The sequence below is a fragment of the Polaromonas sp. genome, assembly GCF_029945685.1.
In the GTDB taxonomy this organism is placed as follows: domain Bacteria; phylum Pseudomonadota; class Gammaproteobacteria; order Burkholderiales; family Burkholderiaceae_C; genus Polaromonas.
In genome coordinates this window covers 502405-517649 of sequence record NZ_JAQSDA010000020.1, presented here as the reverse complement: position 1 = coordinate 517649, position 15245 = coordinate 502405, and the positions used below count along the sequence as shown (strand labels likewise).

14 protein-coding genes are annotated in these 15245 nt (G+C 63.6%); 12 read left to right on the top strand and 2 right to left on the bottom strand.

Annotated elements, in window-relative coordinates; genetic code table 11:
* The first annotated feature begins 26 nt into the window (after positions 1-26).
* The gene (locus PSV26_RS14015) at positions 27-446 is read left to right on the top strand and encodes a thioesterase family protein (RefSeq protein WP_300571558.1); all 420 of its coding nucleotides are present in this window, start codon (positions 27-29) and stop codon (positions 444-446) included.
* A 70-nt stretch (positions 447-516) separates the two neighbouring features.
* On the opposite strand, the gene PSV26_RS14010 is transcribed toward PSV26_RS14015, so the two are convergent.
* Positions 517-1092 (bottom strand): peroxidase-related enzyme, encoded by a 576-nt coding sequence (locus PSV26_RS14010; protein WP_300518607.1) that lies wholly within the window; start codon positions 1090-1092, stop codon positions 517-519.
* A gap of 136 nt (positions 1093-1228) precedes the next feature.
* Here PSV26_RS14010 and PSV26_RS14005 point away from each other — a divergent pair, with 136 nt between their 5' ends.
* The 4 genes from PSV26_RS14005 to PSV26_RS13990 all read left to right on the top strand — a co-directional run bounded on the left by PSV26_RS14005 (position 1229) and on the right by PSV26_RS13990 (position 4761).
* A complete protein-coding gene (locus PSV26_RS14005; RefSeq protein ID WP_300518610.1) occupies positions 1229-1597 on the top strand; it encodes a carboxymuconolactone decarboxylase family protein in 369 nt (122 codons plus the stop codon).
* A gap of 333 nt (positions 1598-1930) precedes the next feature.
* Complete coding sequence (locus tag PSV26_RS14000; protein WP_300518613.1) at positions 1931-2290, top strand: HPF/RaiA family ribosome-associated protein; 360 nt, start codon at positions 1931-1933, stop codon at positions 2288-2290.
* 228 nt (positions 2291-2518) lie between these two features.
* Positions 2519-3271, top strand: coding sequence for a metallophosphoesterase (locus PSV26_RS13995; RefSeq protein ID WP_300571556.1), 753 nt, complete (start codon positions 2519-2521; stop codon positions 3269-3271).
* Positions 3268-4761, top strand: a complete 1494-nt coding sequence (locus PSV26_RS13990; RefSeq protein ID WP_300571554.1) for a bifunctional serine/threonine-protein kinase/universal stress protein — start codon at positions 3268-3270, stop codon at positions 4759-4761. Before PSV26_RS13995 ends, PSV26_RS13990 begins: the two co-directional genes overlap by 4 nt.
* Positions 4762-4819: 58 nt before the next feature.
* Here PSV26_RS13990 and PSV26_RS13985 read toward each other — a convergent pair whose 3' ends face one another.
* The gene (locus PSV26_RS13985) at positions 4820-5374 is read right to left on the bottom strand and encodes a PAS and helix-turn-helix domain-containing protein (RefSeq protein WP_293595501.1); all 555 of its coding nucleotides are present in this window, start codon (positions 5372-5374) and stop codon (positions 4820-4822) included.
* Between the two features lie 112 nt (positions 5375-5486).
* Here PSV26_RS13985 and PSV26_RS13980 point away from each other — a divergent pair, with 112 nt between their 5' ends.
* From PSV26_RS13980 to PSV26_RS13950, 7 genes are all read left to right on the top strand, one after another.
* Positions 5487-6191 carry a CoA transferase subunit A gene (locus PSV26_RS13980; RefSeq protein ID WP_300518622.1) on the top strand — a complete coding sequence of 235 codons (705 nt, stop codon included), beginning with the start codon at positions 5487-5489 and terminating at the stop codon, positions 6189-6191.
* A gap of 11 nt (positions 6192-6202) precedes the next feature.
* Complete coding sequence (locus PSV26_RS13975) at positions 6203-6841, top strand: CoA transferase subunit B (protein WP_300518625.1); 639 nt, start codon at positions 6203-6205, stop codon at positions 6839-6841.
* A gap of 425 nt (positions 6842-7266) precedes the next feature.
* A complete protein-coding gene (locus PSV26_RS13970; protein ID WP_300571552.1) occupies positions 7267-8844 on the top strand; it encodes an AAA family ATPase in 1578 nt (525 codons plus the stop codon).
* A complete protein-coding gene (gene mshL / locus PSV26_RS13965; RefSeq protein ID WP_300571550.1) occupies positions 8841-10619 on the top strand; it encodes a pilus (MSHA type) biogenesis protein MshL in 1779 nt (592 codons plus the stop codon). Before PSV26_RS13970 ends, mshL begins: the two co-directional genes overlap by 4 nt.
* Complete coding sequence (locus PSV26_RS13960; protein ID WP_300571548.1) at positions 10616-12331, top strand: tetratricopeptide repeat protein; 1716 nt, start codon at positions 10616-10618, stop codon at positions 12329-12331. The genes mshL and PSV26_RS13960 overlap by 4 nt, the downstream gene beginning before the upstream one ends.
* A complete protein-coding gene (locus PSV26_RS13955) occupies positions 12328-14043 on the top strand; it encodes a GspE/PulE family protein (RefSeq protein WP_300571546.1) in 1716 nt (571 codons plus the stop codon). Before PSV26_RS13960 ends, PSV26_RS13955 begins: the two co-directional genes overlap by 4 nt.
* On the top strand, positions 14043-15245 hold the full coding sequence (locus tag PSV26_RS13950; RefSeq protein WP_300571544.1) for a type II secretion system F family protein: 1203 nt from the start codon (positions 14043-14045) through the stop codon (positions 15243-15245). The genes PSV26_RS13955 and PSV26_RS13950 overlap by 1 nt, the downstream gene beginning before the upstream one ends.

The following is a 15245-nucleotide window of genomic DNA, read 5'->3' as shown; positions in this document are numbered from 1 at the left end:
CGACTTTCCGTCGCCGTCACAGTCCCATGAAAATTGAAATTCCCGACATCAAGAAACTGGTTTTTGAAATGCGCGTTCCCATCCGGTGGGGTGACATGGACGCCATGGGCCATGTCAACAACACCAGCTATTTCCGTTATCTGGAAACGGTGCGCATCGACTGGATGCATTCCGTTGGCTGTGTGCCCGATCCGAAAGGCGAAGGCCCGGTCATCGTCAATGCGTTCTGCAATTTCTACAAGCAGCTCGAATACCCTGGCGACGTACTGGTCAAGATGTATGTCAGCGACCCGGGCCGCACCACCTTCGAGAGCTGGGGCACCATGGAGCGCGCCGATCAGCCCGGGGTGATTTGCGCAGCAGGCGGCGCCACGACGATCTGGGTGGACTTCCCGAGCCAGAAAGCGGCGAACCTGCCCGACTGGATGCGCGCCATCGTCAGTTAAGCATCAAATCGGGTCTGAGCCCTTTTTGGGTGGGCGAAAGCAGCTACAAAAAAAATGGCAAAAACGCAGATCACTTCTGCTTGGGAACCCGGCCCATCAGGTAAAACTCGGGGTTGGGCATCATGCTGGAAAAGCTTGCGATGCGGTTGGACAGGCCGAAAAAGGCGGTGATCGCGGCGATGTCCCAGATGTCCTCGTCGTTGAAGCCGTGGGCATGCAGTGCGGCAAAGTCGGCTTCTTCCACCTCGTCCGACGTCTGGCAGATCTTCATTGCGAAGTCCAGCATGGCGCGCTGGCGCGGCGTGATGTCGGCCTTGCGGTAGTTCACCGCCACCTGGTCGGCCACCAGCGGTTTTTTCTCGTAGATCCGCAGGAGAGCGCCATGCGCCACCACGCAATACAGGCAGTGGTTGGCCGCGCTGGTGGTGGTCACGATCATCTCGCGGTCGCCTTTGCTCAGGCCCGATTCTTCGCGCAACATCAGTGCGTCATGGTAGGCGAAAAAGGCGCGCCATTCGGCCGGTCGGCGCGCCAGCGCCAGAAACACATTGGGTACGAAGCCGGCCTTTTCCTGCACCTCCAGCACTTTGGCCTTGATGTCATCGGGCAGGCTATTGAGGTCGGGCAGGGGATATCTTGTGGGCATGGTTTGTCTCATTGCGGGTGAATGGTCCGGCAATGATACGTTCAGGTCCGGTTGACACTGAGGGTTCGGCTTGCCGGCGCAGGCTGAAGGGGACGTCAGCGGCTATGCTGGCGATTTACCCAGGAGAACTTGACCCATGGATTCCCAATTCGACAAAGGCCTCGCCACCCGCAAGCAGGTGATGGGCGAAGACTTCGTAAGCAATGCGTTCGCCAATGTGACCGACTTCACCCGGCCCATTCAGGAACACATCACCGCCAAGGCCTGGGGCGATGTCTGGCAGCGACCGGGCCTGGAGCGCAAGACGCGAAGCCTGATCACCGTGGCCATGCTCACGGCGCTCGGCAAGCAGCATGAACTCAAGGCCCATGTGCGTGGTGCGCTCAACAATGGCGCAACGGCTGCCGAGATTCAGGAGGTTTTGCTGCATGCCGCCGTTTATTGCGGTGTGCCCACGGCGGTGGACGCCTTCCGCAGCGCGGCCGAGGTGATCGACGGCAAGTAGGGGGGCGGGGCGACGTGCCAGGCTTTCTTCTGCCTGGGTTTGCCATGTCCTGCCATGCAGATCCTGCACATCCCTTTTGTGTATGGCGATGGCCTGGAGGTCGGTCACCCGCTTCCCGGAAGGCTTGCAAGCGGAAAATTCTTCCCGCTACCGGGAAGGGAAGTGATGTCGCAGCAAGTGCCACGGATTTGAGTCACCTACTTTTGCGGGGGAATGCGGACTACACGCCCTCGGGCGGGCAGGGCGCACAATGAATTTCCAGTCACCACCGTGTGACTTCATGGCAGCCCGGCTTTCACGGCGCGGGTTGCAGACCCTGAAAGGAAAAAACACATGCAAGTTCAAGTCAACTCCAACCACACGATCCACACCGGTGAGTCGTTTGAGCGGTGGGCCAGCACGGAACTCAATGCGTCGCTGAGCCGCTTCAAGGATGACATCACCCGCATTGAGGTGCACATGAGCGACGAGAACAGCGACAAGGTCAGTGCCGACCACAAGCGCTGCATGATCGAGGCCCGGCTTGCGCACCACGAGCCGCTGGCAGTCAACCACCATGCCTCCAGCCAGGACGAAGCCTTCCGGGGCGCGAGCGAGAAACTCAAGCGGGTGCTCGAACACACGCTGGACAAGCTGCGCGACCACCGTTCACGGGATTCCATCCGCCGTGAACCCGATCCCGGCACCCTCTGAGCTCCCGGTAGGTCGCCGCCAGCAACTGGCGTTGGCCCTGGAGCCAGCTTTCGCTTTCGAGTGCTTTTGGCCTTCAGCCCAATGGGTTCAAGCGCACATAGCTATAAATATGATAGCAAGTTGGCCTGGAGTTGGTGTGACCCGCAGGCGTGGGGGTCGCCCCATGCCGGCCGGGGTCCGATGCAAGCCTGGCATCAGGTTCGGGGCCGATGATGTAGCCCACGAGCCATGAAAATCGCCTTGTTGTCCGATATCCATTCCAACCTGCGTGCGCTGGACGCCTGCATGGACCACGCCGCCGCCCAGGGTGCGCAGCGTTTCGCCGTGCTTGGCGATCTGGTGGGTTACGGGGCGCAGCCTGCGCAGGTGGTGCGCCGGGTGCGCGAGCTCGCGCAGGACGGCGCCATCGTCCTTCAGGGCAACCACGATGCGATGGCGGCGGCCCCGCTCGTGCAAGCTGGAAAGATGGACGCGACTGGCGCGGCGTGGACCCGCTCGCAATTGGCGCCCGCAGACCTGGACTTCCTGGCCGGGTTGCCGCTGACCGCCACCGACGGCGCCGTGTTTCTGGTGCATGCCAGTGCCGATGCACCGCAGCGCTGGCTGTATGTCGACAGCGGGCACCGCGCCGAGGCCAGCCTGCATGCGGCATGCACCGACACGCGGGTGCGTTATGTTTTTGGCGGCCACGTGCATCAGCAGACCCTTTATTTCCGCGGCGCCAGCCAAAAGCTCCTGCGTTTTGAGCCCACGGCGGGCGCCACCATTCCGCTACCGCCGCATCGCCGCTGGATTGCCACCGTGGGGTCGGTCGGGCAGCCACGGGATGGCAACACCGACGCGATGTATGCGATGTTTGACGCGGCGCGCGCCGAACTGACCTTTCATCGGGTCGCCTACGACCATCTCGCGGCTGCGGCCGATGTCCGGGCGGCAGGGCTGCCTGAGGATTTTGCGAAACGGCTGGAGCAGGGCTTGTGAAACTGCTCACCCCCGGGACGGTGATTGACGGCTTCCAGGTCGGTGACTGCCTGCATGCCGGGGGCATGGCCCACATCTACCAGGTCGCTTATGCCTGCGTTGCGCAGCGCGTGCCGTTTCCGATGGTCATGAAGGTGCCGCGCATGACCGAGGGCGACGGCGCGGAGAACATCGTCGGGTTTGAGGTGGAACTGCAGATCCTGTCGGTGCTCACCGGTCCGCACGTGCCGCGCCTGGTGGCCGCCGGTGACCTGGCGACTCTGCCGTACCTGGTCATGGAAGAGGTGACCGGACGCACCATTCAGCAGTGGCTGGACGACGAGCCCGCGCCGATGGCCGCTGAAGAGATCGCCCGGCTGGGCGCGGCCGTGGCGCAGGCCGCGCACAGCCTGCACCTGCAGGACGTTTGCCACCTGGACCTGAAGCCGGCCAATGTACTGATACGGCCGGACGGCCGGGCGGTGCTGCTCGACTTCGGCCTGTCCTGCCACGCCCACTATCCGGACCTGCTGGCCGAGGAACTGCGCCCGGCCGTGGGATCACCGACCTGGATGGCACCCGAGCAGGTGGTGGGCGTGCGCGGTGACCCGCGCAGCGACATTTTTGCCATCGGTGTCATGCTGTATGAAATGGCCACGCGCGAGCTTCCTTTTGGCAATCCGCAGACCAGCGGCGGGCTGCGCCAGCGCCTGTGGATGGACCCGGTGCCGCCGCGCAAGTGGCGCCCGGAACTGCCCGAATGGCTGCAGGAAGTGATCCTGCGCTGCCTGGAACCGGAGGCCGCGCGGCGTTACGCCTCTGCCGCGCATCTGGCTTTTGATCTCTCGCACCCGCAGCAGGTGCAGGTGAGCGACCGTGGGCGGCGCGTCCGAGCCACAGGCTTCTGGGCGCACCTGAAACGCTGGGTACGCGCCGCCGGCATGCACTACCAGCCCAGCGTATTGCCATCCCGGCAGATTGACGAGGTTCCCATCATCATGGTGGCCGTTCCCAACCGCGACGTGAGTGATGCCACCCTGTATTCCCTGCGCGAGGCGGTGTCGCGTGCCCTCGGGACCGTGCCTGGCGCCCGGCTCGCCTGTGTGAGTGTGATCAACCCCGGTGAAACGCCGGGCCACGATGCTGCCTCCAGCGAGACCACGGTTCACCGGCGCTACCTCGGCATGCTGCGGCAATGGGCCCAGCCACTGGACTTGAGCGGCCAGACCGTCTCCTTCCACATCCTCGAAAACGGTGACGTCGCTCAGGCCCTGCTGCGTTATGCGCAAGGCAACCAGGTCAGCATGATCGTGATGGGTGCGGCCACCCATGGCTTGCAGATGCAGCGGCTGCTGGCCACGGTGCCCATCCGGGTCGCGATGGCGGCGCCGTGCACGGTGGTGCTGGTCAAGCAGGCGCTGCCGTTCGGCGAGCTGGCCGCGACAGACGGCAGCGACGGACCGGAAACCGTCGATGAAAAGTCTGCGCGCGTTTCCAGGGTGATGATCTAGGAGGCCGCCAGCCCTTTTCAGGCAAGCGGGAAGCGCTATTAATAAAGTAGCGTTGTGTTCAACCCGCCATCAGCTTGTGCACCAGGTCGGCCGTGGTCGACGCCTTGTACTTGCGCATCAGGCGGGCCCGGTAGATTTCCACCGTGCGGTGGCTGATGACGAGGGCGCGGCCGATTTCCTTGGACGTCAGCCCGTCCATCAGGTGCGCGGCCACCTCGCGCTCGCGCGCGGTGAGTTCGGCCTTGACGGGCCGGCGCGAGCTGAGGTCCTCGAAGGTCCAGATGCCGGACTCGTGCGGTGAGGCCCGGTTCAGCGCTCGCCCCGTGACATGGCACCAGAAGGTCTCGCCCTTGAGGCGGCCGTCCACGCGTTTCATGATGCGGTCGTCGGCGTAATGCCCCTTGGCGTTGAGGATGGGCAACATGCGCGCACCTATGCGTTCATACTCGTCCGCGCTTGGATAGAGAATCTGGAACGACTGGCCGGTGAGTTGCTCGCGCGTGGCGCCGAACATCTCGCACAGATGCTGGTTGCAGTCGACAATGGCCCGGTTGCGCGAAAGCACCAGACCCACGGGAGCCATGTCGAATGCCAGGCGGTAATCAATGTCCATGTTGGTGCAGGGAAGCGGAAGTGCGGGTTTGACTTTAGGGATAACTACGTATGTATATAGGTAGTATCGTAAGGCTTTTGAAGTTCGTGTTGAAGCTCTGCAGGAGATTTTTGTGAATAAACTTTTCCCCTCCGCTGACGAAGCCCTCAAAGGTGTCGTCAAGGACGGTCAGCTGATGGCTGTCGGTGGTTTCGGCCTGTGCGGCATTCCCGAGGCCCTGATCGAAGCGCTCAAAGCCAGTCAGGTCAAAAATCTGACCGTGATCTCCAACAACGCCGGTGTGGACGGTTTTGGCCTGGGTAAATTGCTGGAGACCCGGCAGATCAAAAAAATGATTTCCAGCTACGTGGGCGAGAACAAGGAGTTCGAGCGCCAGTACCTGGCCGGCGAACTGGAGCTGGAGTTCACGCCGCAAGGTACGCTGGCCGAAAAGCTGCGCGCGGGCGGCGCCGGCATTCCGGCATTTTTCACGAAAACCGGAGTCGGCACCCTCGTGGCCGAGGGCAAGGAACTGCGCGATTTCGACGGCGAAACCTACCTGATGGAACGCTCGCTGGTGCCTGATGTGGCGCTGATCAAGGCTGACATTGCCGACCGCTCGGGCAACCTGCGCTTCAACCTGACGGCGCGCAATTTCAACCCGGCCGCGGCCATGGCGGGCAGGATCTGCATCGTGGAAGTGGAGCGCGTCGTAGCCACCGGCGAACTGGCGCCCGACGACATCCACCTGCCCGGCATCTACGTGCACCGCATCGTGCACAACCCCACGCCCGAGAAGCGCATTGAAAAGCGCACCACCCGCGACCGTAAAGTTTGAGGAGCACGAACATGGCATGGACCCAGGATCAAATGGCCGCGCGAGCGGCGCAGGAACTCGAAGACGGTTTTTACGTGAACCTCGGCATCGGCATCCCGACGCTGGTGGCCAATTTCGTGCCCGACCACATCGAGGTCTGGCTGCAAAGCGAGAACGGCATGCTGGGCATTGGCCCCTTCCCGTATGAGGACGAGGTCGATGCCGACCTGATCAACGCCGGCAAGCAGACCGTGACCACCATCAAGGGATCGTCGATTTTCGGCAGCCACGACAGCTTTGCCATGATCCGCGGCGGCAAGATCAACCTCAGCATCCTCGGGGCCATGCAGGTCAGCGAACACGGCGACCTGGCCAACTGGATGATTCCGGGCAAGATGATCAAGGGCATGGGCGGCGCCATGGACCTGGTGGCCGGCGTCAAGCGGGTCATCATCCTGATGGAGCATGTCGCGAAGAAAAAAGACGGCACGGAAGACCTGAAAATCCTCGAAAAATGCACCTTGCCCCTGACCGGGGTTGGTGTGGTGGACCGCATCATCACCGATCTGGCCGTGATGGACGTCACGCCGAAGGGCCTGAAAGTGGTTGAACTGGCACCCGGGGTCACCCTCGAAGCCCTGCAGGCCAAGACGGGCTGCAAGCTGCTCTGAGCCGCCGCCCCCCGTCGTCAGCCTGCGTTTGCGCCGTCTGACGACGACAGAACTTTCCCAAGCCGACCCCTGATGGCGGCCTGATAGCGGCCGAGGGGGCAGCTGCGACCGGGCCTTGGGCCGGAGCCCTCCATCTTTTGGGGGTTGGCGTCCCGGGGTCAGCTCTTGGGGCGGCCCCATGCCGTTTCATCAAAACCCTGGATCAGGACGCCCGTCCCCCGCGGTGGGTCCCGCTGCTTCGCGCGCAAGGCCGGCCCGGTGGCGGCCGCCCGCCGCCGCGCCGGTATTCCCGGAATGCAACAGTCGCGCCCGTCCGACGTGTAACAAAATTTTGCATTTCCGGTTTAAAACGCATAATCCCTGTTTTGGCCGTCACCAACATGACCGCGCACCACGTGAGCATTCCTTAACAAGTAATTGAAAACATGAGTGTTCTTTACCTAGATCACTTCGGCTTGTCGACGGATCCTTTTCGCATTACACCCGACACCGGACTCTTTTTTACCGGGGGGCAGCGCGGCGACATTCTTGAAGGTTTGATCGTTGCATCCATGCATGACGAGGGAATCGTGAGCGTGGTGGGTGAAATCGGCATGGGCAAAACCATGCTCAGCAGGATGCTTCTGGAGCGGCTGCGGCCCTTGCCGTCGGACACCGTTTATCTGGCCAACCCGGTTTTTGACCGCGACGAGATTCTGGGCGCGATTGCCCGTGATCTGATGCCCGAGCCGCCGCAGGGCAACCGGTCGCACATGCTGGCGGCGCTGGAGTCCGTGCTTATCGAGCGTTACTCGCAGGGCCGGCGCGTGGTGGTCGTGATCGACGAGGCGCACAGCATGCCGGCGACCACGCTGGAGGAAATCCGCCTGTTGTCCAATCTGGAAACGACACAGAACAAGCTTCTCAAAATCGTGTTGTTTGGCCAGCCCGAGCTTGACGAGTTACTGGCCGCACCCCAGCTCAGGCAGGTCAAGGACCGGATCAGTCACCGGTTCGAACTGCAGCCGCTCAATGCCCAGGAGGCCTCGGCTTACCTGATGTTTCGCCTGCACAAGGCCGGGTGGAAGGGAGGCGAACTGTTTGACGCCGCCGCGTTGCGCCTGCTGGTGCAGGCCTCCGAGGGCCGTACCCGCAAACTCAACATGCTGGCCGACAAGTCCATGCTGGCGGCGTATGCGGAGGGTGTGCCGCAAGTCGGTATTGACCAGGTTCGCCGCGCGGTTGGGGACAGCCTGCCGACCTCCCGGCGCGCTGCGCTGTTTCCCGCAAATGCGGGTGACCCTTCCGCAAGTCTGTGGCGCAGGTTTGCACCGGCAGGCCTCGGAGTACTGGTGGCCCTGGGCGCCGGTTATCTTCTCGGCAGCGGAGGCGGCATGGACAGGCGTGAACGGGTGGCCGTGACCCAGCCGGTGACGTTGCCGGTGGTCCCGGAGCCTGCCTCGATGCCCGCAGCAAACCCGTCGCCATCGTCGCCGTCGCCGTTGCCGCTTGCCCCGGTCGCTCAGGCGGCTCCCGGTCCTGTTCTGGCTGTTGCGCCAACCCCGCCGGGCGCACCTGCCGCCGGTCCGGCATCTCCGGTCCCGGCCCCGGTGCCGCCGTCGCCTGCAGCCACAAGGGCGCCTATCGCTGAGCCCGCACTAGTGGCGAAGCTGAAGGACAACGCCCTGGCCGTTCGCATGCAGGTCACGGACGAGTTCATCGCCAGGCCTTCCACCAGGGGCTTCACGGTTCAGTTGCTGTCCCAGCGCGCCCCCCGCGATGCCGAAGTGCTGGCGATGGCCAATGAAGTCCAGGCAGCGCTGAACGGCGCAGCGCAGCCTGCCGTGCCGGTGCTCGTGCACAACCGGCTCTATCAGCGCCAGCTTTTTCACGCCCTTTATGCCGGGCACTTCGAAACCCGTGCGGACGCCCTGGAGTTCATACAATCTGCTCCTGGCGCCATCAGGCGCTACAACCCCGTTGTACGCAGCCTCGACGCCATCCGTAAGGAACCTGTCCCTTGAAAACCTATTGCCCCGTCTGGAAGCCGGCCCTGCTGGCCGCACTGGTGCTTGCAGGCTGTGCAACACCCCCGCCGCCCATGTCGAAAGGACATCTGGTCGAGGAGCCCTCCACGGTCCCGCCGCTCGCCCAGGCCCCCGCCGACGCCATCAGCATTCCTCCGCTTTCGGCCGGCGCACCGCGTCTGCCCGCACCCCGGGCGGTCAAGCCGCAGGAAACCTACAGCGTGGTGGTCAGCAATGTCAACGTCCAGACCCTGCTTTTCGCATTGGCCCGGGATGCCAAGCTGAACCTCGATATTCATCCGGGCATCACCGGCACTGTCACGCTCAATGCGCTGGATCAAACCATTTCCGAGCTTCTGGATCGCGTTTCCCGCCAGGTGGACATGCGCTACGAACTTGACGGGAAGAACCTGTTCGTGCTGCCCGATGCGCCGTTTTTGCGTCTGTACAAGGTGGACTACCCCAACATCTCCCGCGATTCGGTCAGCAGCACGGGCTCGGAGTCGCAAGTCGCGACCACCGGGCAGGGCACGGCTTCGGGTACCGGCAACTCCTCGTCCGCGTCGATTCGCAATACGTCCAACAACCGGTTCTGGGTCACGCTCACGGAGAACATCCGTGACCTGCTCCGGGAAACCGACAAGGTCATTGAAACGACGGCTGCCGCCGCACCTGCTGTGGCTCCAGCTGCGCCTGCACCTGCCGCTTCCGTGGCCGGCGCGTTGGGCGCTGCCGCGCGAACCATCACCGGCACCGCTGCGCCAGCGGCTGCTGCCGCACCGCAGCCGATGTACCGTGAGGCCGCATCGGTGATCGCCAATCCGGAGACCGGCGTGATCAGCGTTCGCGCCACCGGCAAGCAGCATGCGCGTGTGCGTGAATTCCTCGACCAGGTGGTCGGCAATGCCAGGCGCCAGGTGCTGATCGAGGCCACGATTGTTGAAGTGGCGTTGAGCAACGACTACCAGCAGGGAATTAACTGGTCGTTTGTCCGGAACGCGGTCTCCACACCGCTGAGCCTGGTGATGGCCGCCGGCGGCGGAACAGCCCTGTTGACGGGCGTCAATCCAGCTTCTCTTGGTACCTTTACCGCCCAGAAATCCTTGGGAAGAACCGATATTTCTGCGACCGTGCGCCTGCTCGAATCATTCGGCAAAACCCGCGTGCTTTCCAGCCCCAAGGTCAGTGTCATGAACAACCAGGCCGCGCTGCTCAAGGTGGTGGACAACAAGGTGTATTTCACGATCTCGGTGACGCCCGGTACGCCAGGTTCACTCGGCGTAGCCCCTACCGCAGCGGTTTACACCACCACCATCAACACCGTGCCGGTAGGCTTTCTCATGAATGTGACGGCCCAGGTCGGTGATGACAATGAAATCACGCTGAACCTGCGTCCGTCGGTGTCCCGGATCATGAGCTATGTCAATGACCCCAGCCCCGCGCTGGCGCAAGCGGGTGTGACCAACCGGATACCCGAAATACAGACGCGTGAGTTCGAATCCATCATGAAGGTGCGGGACGGCGAGACGGCGGTGCTGGGCGGCCTCATGCAGGACGACCAGAGCAACGCCACGGACCAGATTCCCGGCGTGGGCAACGTGCCGGTGGTCGGTGAACTGTTCAAGGTTCGCAGCAACCAGTCCAACAAGAGCGAACTGGTCATCTTCCTGCGCCCCACCATCCTGCGTGATTCGAGCATTGATGGCGACGCCTCCTTTATCCGTAGCCAGCTTTCCATCGGTACCCCGGTGCCTGTGGGGCGCCGGCCATGAGCTTGCTGCTCGACGCGCTCCGGCGGGCAGAGGAGGACTCCCGCAAGCGCAAGCTGGACGCGTCAGTAGCCAGCGCAGGCCCGGCGCCCATGGCGCCCGAGGGGAGCACCCCGCCTGACCCTGCGCAGGCATCCGGGCCCGAGTTGACCCTGCAGGCGCAGACGCCGGTCTCGCCCCCTGAGCCGGAGCCGGACGTGGCCGGTGCGCAGGCAAGCACGACGACACTTGTACCAGCGCCTGAGACTGATTTTCCGGACCTGAGCCTGGTGTCGGACGAAGCCGCAGTCGCCGCGCCGTCGCCGCAAGCCGCGCCCGCCGCCCCGGTGGCCGATCCCCGCACGCCTATTCAACCGTATGGACGTTATGCCCGGCCAACTGGCACAGAAGCCGGGCAAAATACGGCGCCTGTCTCCGGGGGCTGGGCCGCCGCTCAGGTGGCACGCGAACCGGTGCGGCCCTCCACCGGGCCCTTTGCTACGCGAGCCCCTGTGTCCCCGGCTCCCGATTCAGCGCCGGTAGCGGCGGGGTCCCTGGAACGGGCCCCGCCCCTGTCGGGAACCACGCAGCGCCAGGCGATCTCCGCCGCCGGTGCGATGGCCGGTGCAGGCGCCAGGAAGGTGCCCAACAAGCCGCAGCGGCGCCAGTGGGTGCTTGCCGCTGTGGCGCTGGTGGTGGCATTGCCGGTGGCAGCTTTCCTGCTGTTTGGGGATGCGCTTTTCGGGTCGTCCGGCACACTGGTTGGGGGCAAGACCACGGTGGTCGTTGTCGCCCCCCAGGCTGCAGCAACCGTGGCATCAGCGGCGCCCACTGCCGAGGTTTCTGTACCCGGCAACCTGCCAGTTGCGGCCGGTCAAACAACAGGTGTTGCCGCGGCAGACAACAGCCTCCCTTCCGCTGCACAGCCCGTTGCCGGCACGGTCCCGGCGCCCGCCCAAGGGGCGGCTCGCGGCCCCACCGTCCCATCCTCTCGTGCGGTGGCTGCGGCGCCTCGTCCGCGCGAGCCAGCGCAAAGTCCTGCGCGCAACGCCGTGACCCGGCAGCCGCCATCCAGCGGCGACGGTCGCCGCGGGTCGGACGTTGCCTCCGCAGGGCCGGGGGTAGCCTTGCGCCCCAATGCCGCAAAGCCTGCTTCGCTCATGGACGCCGCCTACGCGGCCTACCAGGCGGGCAAGACCTCCGAAGCCATCCGGCTTTATCAGGAGGTTCTCAGGGCCGATCCGGCACAGCGTGACGCATGGCTCGGTCTGGCCGTCATCGCCCATGCCGACAACCAGCGCGAACCGGCCATGGATGCCTACAAACGGGTCTTGCGGCTGGAGCCGCAAAACGCCACGGCGCTCGCCGGGCTCAGCAGCCTGATCACCAACGCTGGCGAGCCCCAGCAGGAATCCAGGCTTCGCGAAATGCTGGCCCGCTCCCCTCAGGAGGCCGACCTGAACAATGCCCTGGGGTTGGTCCTGTCTGGCGAAAAGCGTTGGTCCGAGGCGCAACCCCTGTTTTTCAAGGCCCATTCGGCGGCGCCCCAGGAGCCGCAATTTGCCTACAACCTGGCGGTCACGCTGGATCACCTGCGCAAGTCGGGCCTCGCGGCGCAGTATTACGAAACGGCGCTCGGGCTGGCCCAGGGCCGGGCGTCGGGGTTCGATGAAGCCAGCGCGCGCACCCGGCTGGCGGCATTAAAGGCGAGCGCAGCTGCGGGGGCCTCCCGATGAGCGCAAAACTCGACGTCTACAACCCGACGTCGTTTTACCTTGAGCTCGAGCGCAGTGGCCTGATCACACACGACCAGGCCGAGATTGCCTGGACCGAGCGTGAAAAGCGCGGCGGCTCTTTCGGCGACATTCTGGTCAGCCTGGGCATGTTGTCGCTCGATGACCTCACGGCCATCATGGCAGCGGCCAGCGCCACCGAGGCCATCCGGCTCGACGACATGGTCCCCGACGACGGGGCGATCAAGCTCATCCCCAAGACACTGGCGCAGAACTACGACGTTTTCCCGGTTGGGTTTGACGACGAGAGCCGGCAGCTCACAGTGGCCATCAGCGACACCAACGACGTGGTGGCCATGGACCAGTGCCGCTCCGCCGTGCCTGCCGACATATCACTGCGCTGGCGGCTGGCGTCCAAGGCCGACATCAAGGCTGCCATCGACCGTTTTTACGGCTATGTGCTGTCCATCGACGATATCCTCAAGGGACTGCGCACCGGAAAGATGGACGACAGCGCGCTGTCCATGCGCGGCGCCGAAGCTTTTGCGCACCCGATTGTCCGGCTCATCGACGCTTTGCTGGCCGACGCTGTGCTCGAAGGTGCTTCCGACATTCACTTCGAACCCGAAGAGGGTTTTTTGCGCATCCGCTACCGCATTGACGGCGTGATGCGGCAGGTCAGGGTGCTGCACAAACAGTACTGGCCGGCGTTGTCCGTCAGGCTCAAGGTGCTGTCGGGCATGGACATTGCCGAGACGCGGGCACCCCAGGACGGGCGTATTTCCATGGTCATACGCGGTCACGATGTTGATTTTCGCGCAGCCGCGCAGCCGACCATCCATGGCGAGAACTTCGTGCTGCGTGTGCTGGACCGGCGCAAGTCCATCGTGCCGATGGACAAGATGGGGCTGCCGGCCGACCGCATGAACACCTTGCGGCTCATGCTCGCGCGGCCCTACGGCATCATTCTGGTGACCGGACCGACCGGCAGCGGCAAGACCACCACGCTGTACTCGATCCTCAATGAGATGAACACCGAGAGCGTCAACATCATGACGCTGGAGGACCCGGTCGAATACCCGATGGCGCGTATCCGCCAGGCCTCTGCCGCGGACAACCCCAAGATGGACTTTGCCAACGGCATCCGCTCCATGATGCGGCAGGATCCGGACATCATCCTGGTCGGCGAGATCCGCGACCACGAGACGGCAGAGATGGCTTTTCGCGCCGCCATGACGGGCCACCAGGTGTTTTCGACCCTGCACGCCAATTCGGCGGTGCTGGCCATCGCCCGGCTGCTGGACCTGGGCATTCCCGTGAGCGTGATGACCGGGAACCTGATCGGCATCGTCGCGCAGCGCCTGATACGCCTGTTATGCCCCAAATGCAAGGAATCCTACGAAGCGGGTGAGGTTGAAAAATCGCTGCTGGGCGTTGCGCACCATCTGCCGTTGAGCCTGTACCGCGCTGTGGGTTGCACCCATTGCAAAAACCAGGGTTACAAGGGGCGTACCAGCATCATGGAGTTGCTGCGCTTCGACATGGGCCTGGACGATCTGCTGTCCCGAAACGCCCGCAGTCCCGAACTGCTGGCCCACGCCCGCAGCAACGGTTTTACCACCATGGCTGAGGACGGGCTGGGCCGCGTGCTGGCCGGCACGACCTCGCTCGAAGAGGTGGCCCGCGTGGTGGACCTGACCCGGCTGGCCAACTGATGCTGGAGTTCAACTACCGCGCGATCACAGCCGAAGGCCGGACCATCTCGGGGCGCCAGTCGGCCACCAGCGAGTCCGACCTGGAAGCACGCCTGGGCCGCATGCAGCTGGAACTGCTGAAAGCCACGCCGGTGCGCGCCGCCACGCTGTTCGCCCGCAAGAGGCTGGAGAGCAAGGAGCTCATCAACATCTTCATTCACATGCAGACGATGAGCCAGGCAGGCGTCCCCTTGTTTGAGTCGCTGATCGATTTGCGCGACTCTGCCGACACGCCCACCGTGCGGCGTTTCATCTCGGACCTGGTGGATCGTATCGAGGGCGGTGCCAGTCTGTCGGAGGCGCTCGAGCAATCGCCTGCGGGCATCGACAAGGTCAACGTGAACCTGATTCGCACGGGTGAAGCCACGGGCAAGCTGCCGGAAGTGCTGGCCGAGCTGGTGGAAAGCCTGAAGTGGTCGGACGAAATTGCCGCGCAGACCAAAAAACTGCTGATGTACCCGATATTTGCCGGTACCGTGGTGCTGGGCGCTGTCGGTTTTTTGATGATTTACCTCGTTCCGCAGTTGCTGGGCTTCATCAAGAATCTGGGCGGAACGGTGCCTATCCAGACGCGTGCGCTGGTGGCCTTTTCCGGTTTTCTGGTGAATTACTGGTACACCATCCCGTTGGTGATTTTTCTGGTGGCGGCCACCTGGATCACCGCCGTCCGCCTTTCGCCGGCGGCCCGACTCTGGATAGACAGCGCCAAGTTGCGAGCGCCCATCTTCGGCCCCATTCTCAAGAAAATCATCATGGCGCGTTTTGCCAAATCTTTCGGCCTGATGTACAAAAGCGGCGTCTCGGTGCTCGACTCGCTCGGGTTCTGCCTGAGCCTTTCCGGCAACGCGGCCTATCGAAAGGCGATCAGCGGCGCAGCGCTGAGTATTTCCCAGGGGCAAAAGGTGTCCGACTCCTTTGCCGCAACCACCCTGTTTCCGCCGCTGGTGGTGCGCATGATCCGGGTCGGCGAGAGCACCGGCGGTCTGGACAAGGCGCTTGAAAACGTCAGCTATTTCTACACCCGTGAAGTCAATGATGCCATCGAAAAGTTACAGGGGCTGATACAGCCAGTGCTGACGCTGGTGCTGGGCGGCATGATTGCCTGGATCATGTCGTCGGTGATGCTGCCGATCTATGACCTGATTTCCAAGGTCAAGTTCTAG

Coding starts and splice junctions, on each gene's coding strand:
- PSV26_RS13995 (WP_300571556.1), top strand. CDS start 2,519: ATGAAAATCGCCTTGTTGTCCGATATCCATTCCAACCTGCGTGCGCTG.
- PSV26_RS14000 (WP_300518613.1), top strand. CDS start 1,931: ATGCAAGTTCAAGTCAACTCCAACCACACGATCCACACCGGTGAGTCG.
- PSV26_RS13955 (WP_300571546.1), top strand. CDS start 12,328: ATGAGCGCAAAACTCGACGTCTACAACCCGACGTCGTTTTACCTTGAG.
- PSV26_RS14005 (WP_300518610.1), top strand. CDS start 1,229: ATGGATTCCCAATTCGACAAAGGCCTCGCCACCCGCAAGCAGGTGATG.
- PSV26_RS14015 (WP_300571558.1), top strand. CDS start 27: ATGAAAATTGAAATTCCCGACATCAAGAAACTGGTTTTTGAAATGCGC.
- PSV26_RS13975 (WP_300518625.1), top strand. CDS start 6,203: ATGGCATGGACCCAGGATCAAATGGCCGCGCGAGCGGCGCAGGAACTC.
- PSV26_RS13970 (WP_300571552.1), top strand. CDS start 7,267: ATGAGTGTTCTTTACCTAGATCACTTCGGCTTGTCGACGGATCCTTTT.
- PSV26_RS14010 (WP_300518607.1), bottom strand. CDS start 1,092: ATGCCCACAAGATATCCCCTGCCCGACCTCAATAGCCTGCCCGATGAC.
- PSV26_RS13950 (WP_300571544.1), top strand. CDS start 14,043: ATGCTGGAGTTCAACTACCGCGCGATCACAGCCGAAGGCCGGACCATC.
- PSV26_RS13960 (WP_300571548.1), top strand. CDS start 10,616: ATGAGCTTGCTGCTCGACGCGCTCCGGCGGGCAGAGGAGGACTCCCGC.
- PSV26_RS13985 (WP_293595501.1), bottom strand. CDS start 5,374: ATGGACATTGATTACCGCCTGGCATTCGACATGGCTCCCGTGGGTCTG.